The sequence below is a fragment of the Helicobacter valdiviensis genome, from assembly GCF_003245365.1.
GTDB lineage: Bacteria > Campylobacterota > Campylobacteria > Campylobacterales > Helicobacteraceae > Helicobacter_D > Helicobacter_D valdiviensis.
In genome coordinates this window covers 1-3,489 of sequence record NZ_NBIU01000065.1, presented here as the reverse complement: position 1 = coordinate 3,489, position 3,489 = coordinate 1, and the positions used below count along the sequence as shown (strand labels likewise).

Annotated in this window: 7 protein-coding genes; all 7 read left to right on the top strand. The window is 25.5% G+C overall.

The window, feature by feature from the left end; all coding sequences use genetic code 11:
- Positions 1-92 precede the first annotated feature (92 nt).
- Positions 93-551, top strand: coding sequence for a hypothetical protein (locus B6S12_RS10400; RefSeq protein WP_111230705.1), 459 nt, complete (start codon positions 93-95; stop codon positions 549-551).
- Positions 552-561: 10 nt separating this feature from the next.
- Complete coding sequence (locus B6S12_RS10395) at positions 562-915, top strand: hypothetical protein (RefSeq protein ID WP_181451043.1); 354 nt, start codon at positions 562-564, stop codon at positions 913-915.
- Between the two features lie 374 nt (positions 916-1,289).
- The gene (locus B6S12_RS11215) at positions 1,290-1,442 is read left to right on the top strand and encodes a hypothetical protein (RefSeq protein ID WP_181451042.1); all 153 of its coding nucleotides are present in this window, start codon (positions 1,290-1,292) and stop codon (positions 1,440-1,442) included.
- A gap of 63 nt (positions 1,443-1,505) precedes the next feature.
- On the top strand, positions 1,506-1,997 hold the full coding sequence (locus tag B6S12_RS10385; protein ID WP_111230703.1) for a hypothetical protein: 492 nt from the start codon (positions 1,506-1,508) through the stop codon (positions 1,995-1,997).
- On the top strand, positions 1,994-2,395 hold the full coding sequence (locus tag B6S12_RS11210; RefSeq protein ID WP_181451041.1) for a hypothetical protein: 402 nt from the start codon (positions 1,994-1,996) through the stop codon (positions 2,393-2,395). The genes B6S12_RS10385 and B6S12_RS11210 overlap by 4 nt, the downstream gene beginning before the upstream one ends.
- Positions 2,358-3,275 carry a hypothetical protein gene (locus B6S12_RS11575; RefSeq protein WP_245892657.1) on the top strand — a complete coding sequence of 306 codons (918 nt, stop codon included), beginning with the start codon at positions 2,358-2,360 and terminating at the stop codon, positions 3,273-3,275. Before B6S12_RS11210 ends, B6S12_RS11575 begins: the two co-directional genes overlap by 38 nt.
- Positions 3,265-3,489 (top strand): hypothetical protein (locus tag B6S12_RS10375; protein WP_111230702.1); only part of this gene is annotated, 225 nt, incomplete at its 3' end. The genes B6S12_RS11575 and B6S12_RS10375, both read left to right, overlap by 11 nt.

Here is a 3,489-nt window from a genome sequence, read left to right as displayed (position 1 = left end):
TGAAAAATATAATTTAGAAAGGTATTAATGAGTCCTAAAGAACTTCTTGTTGAAATCAAAGATTATGCAGATGTAGCTGTTTAGGAGTAAATTTGCAAATTCCTATTTATTCTAAATTAAAAGCAAAGCTAGAAAGTAAAGGAATAGACAATACATCAAGTGGGCAAATTGCTTGGTTTGTGTGTAGTGTAGTTCTTGCTTTGGTGACTTTTCTTATTATCTATTTTACAGTGATTATTGAAGATAAAAATTTATTTTTAGCAATATTTGAATTGTTTCAATGGCAACTATTTATTTTTATCATATACTTTTGTATCCCTTTTAATCTATTGTATATTTACAATGCTATTCCTTTGGTTTTGTCTGCAATATTTATGTTTTTAACATTGTATTTTTCTAGTTTAAATTTATTTATTGTTGGTTGCTGTGGTATAGGAGTATTTTTCTTAATATCCATTTTTAAAAGAAAGCTTATGTTTAGTGTTTTATTATTCATAATGGGTTATATTTGTTCATATCTCTTGCTTCATGCAATTGGAACTTATCATTAGGATTTTATAAATGAAGCATTATGTAACAATTTATATTGATCCGCTGGTGGAATGCTTTTTGGATTTTAAAAATCAGTGTTATTGGCAAAGAGAAGATTTCACCCACGCCTTTTTAGGACTTACTAAAAATAAAAGTCCTGATGAGTTGGATAAGATGAAATTTGAAAGAGATGTAAAATATTGGGATTATAATCTTGGTAAATTGGTAACTTTTAGAAAAGAAGAGTATAAGTGGTATGACACAACAACAATCAATGAATTCAATGATGGTTTTTGGGGTTTTGGAACTAAAATGAATTCTGTTAATATTACAACCAATAAGATATTGAAAAATAATCAATATATAGTAAAGAGATATCTATGAATAACAAATTTAATTTTGTTAAATTCATATTAGATTGTTTTATATGTTTTGGAATTGTGATAATCTCCCCATTTGTGTATTCTATTTTAATAAAAAGTGACGAACTTAGATGGCTTTTAGCTCCAATACAGTGGTTTTTACCTTTAATACAATGGGTTTTGTTTCCAGTGCAGTGGTTTTTTAATATTGATATTCATACTATTATCAATATATCAGAATTTATCGTTGGTTTTTGTTCGCTAAGCACTATTGTAATATTTATAATTAATATTTTTTATAAAATACATAGGATGAGTTTGAATTTGAGTTTAATATCTATGGTATGCTATGTTGCGTTTGCATATTATTTTTTTAATTACTTATAAGGAAATTTTATGAAGTATTATGTAACAATTTATATCCACCCTATGATTATGAACATTCCCCACGCCTTTTTAGGGCTTACTAAAAATAAAAGTCCTGATGAACTTGATAAAATAGATGAAGAATTAAGACAAGAATATCTTAAAAACAAAAATTTAAATTAATCAAAAATTTTAAGCAAATTAGTTTATAATAAAATAATTTATCTATATTAATTAGGAGTAAATTTGCAAATTCCTATTTATTCTAAATTAAAAGCAAAGTTAGAAAGTAAAGGAATAGACAATACATCAAGTGGGCAAATTGCTTGGTTTGTGTGTAGTGTAATTTTTACCTATTTATTATTTTTATTAATTGTAATTATAAATACTAGAACAATATCTTTTGAAAACCTTAAATTTTTTACTTTTGAAGGTTTTTTCAAATCTCTTGCTTTTATTTTTTCAAATCATTTTTTTTTATTTATTTTTATGTGGATTGTTTGTATAATAAATTTTTTTAATATAAAAAATTTAATTCCAATAACACTAAATTGGATAATAAGCTATTGTTATTTTGTTCTTGAAATTAATATTTATTTTATTTTGATTTTATGTATAACCATTTGTGTTGTATTTTATTTTTTACAAAAAAGATTATTATATACTTTTTTATTTTATTTTGTTTATATGGTATTAACTTATACTTTGTTTTATCTTGGCGGAGGATTTTATAAATGAAACATTATGTAACAATTTATATTGATTCGCTGGTGGAATGTTTTTTAGATTGCGAAAATAAAAATTTTATTAATGCGGAAGATTTCACCCACGCCTTTTTAGGACTTACTAAAGATAAAAGTCCTGATGAGTTGGATAAAATAGATGAAGAATTAAGACAAGAATATCTTAAAAACAAAGAATGGGATAAAATAGAACAAAAATGGTATGAGGCTAAAGAGCCTAATAAATTTAATGATGGTTTTTGGAGTTTTGGTGGAGGTGGGCAATGGTATGAGATTGGTGTGTTTTCCGGTGTTATAGGAAAAGTATTTAATAATAATCAGTATATTGTAAATCATAATACACAAAGTAACACTTATGATTTTAAAAAAACTAAGAAGCCCTCAAACTTTTAAACCCTCTAATCGTTGCATTTTAGAAATTTCTGAAGAGCAATATAATACCTTGCTTACAAATATTAAAGCTGATTTTGAAGCCACAAAAGAAATCACGCCTAATAGCGAAGAACCAATCAATGAAGAATTTACCTATAAACTTCTTGAAAATAATTGCGTTGTTTGGGTGGTTAAAAAGCTTTCTAGCATAGGAATAGAAGTTGTAAATCCCGTTGTTAAAGATCCTGGCGGATTATTAATGGCTACAAAATTAATACAAAGCATTCATTCTATCTTTTTAAAATTTCAAAACATTGATGATAATTTACAAAGCGTAAAAGGTGCAAAAGCTTTTAAAAATTGGGCTAGAATGCTTATAAATAATTCATTAATGAAAGAAATTTATCTTGATGAATATAAAAAACAATACAATAGTGAAAATCTTAGTCCAGAACAAGAAGAAGTTTTATATGCTTTATGGAGTATTACAAGGGTTTATAAAATTTTAGACATTCTTTTAAGTCGTTTAATTGCAAAATCGGGCACTAAAAACCTAAAAGGCACTTTTGAATTAATTTATTTTGATAAAAATGATAAGCAAGCAAAGCTTTTAAAAGCAAGTAATCATTATGAGGCTATTATTATACAAGAACTAGATTTAAGGGAAAAATACAATAATTTTAGTGCGAGTAAATTTTATCCTTTTATTTTTATGCCTAAAGATGAAATGCTCTCAAGAGTGCTTTATCATAAGTATGATTATGGTAATATTTCACAAGAATATCAAAAAGATAGAAATGAATTTTATTTTAATGTTTTAGCGGGAGAAAAAAGCGATAAATATTGGAGTTCTAGTTATCATAAAATGATTAAAAATTTGAGGAAAGCCTATGTCTCTTGAAAAAATAAAAGAAACGATTTTTGCTTATAATAAAGAAGTGATTGATTGTGAAGTTTTAAGGGCTAAAAATATTGATTTAATTCATTCTAAAATTTATTTTCAAGGTATATTGCTTACAGGCTCCACCGAACTCCCTAATAATTCTTTTTACTTTGGAGAACCCAATAAAGAAGGAAATATTTTACAAGATAAACCTAGCTATTATTTTTCCCCT

Coding starts and splice junctions, on each gene's coding strand:
- B6S12_RS10395 (WP_181451043.1), top strand. CDS start 562: ATGAAGCATTATGTAACAATTTATATTGATCCGCTGGTGGAATGCTTT.
- B6S12_RS11215 (WP_181451042.1), top strand. CDS start 1,290: ATGAAGTATTATGTAACAATTTATATCCACCCTATGATTATGAACATT.
- B6S12_RS11210 (WP_181451041.1), top strand. CDS start 1,994: ATGAAACATTATGTAACAATTTATATTGATTCGCTGGTGGAATGTTTT.
- B6S12_RS11575 (WP_245892657.1), top strand. CDS start 2,358: ATGATTTTAAAAAAACTAAGAAGCCCTCAAACTTTTAAACCCTCTAAT.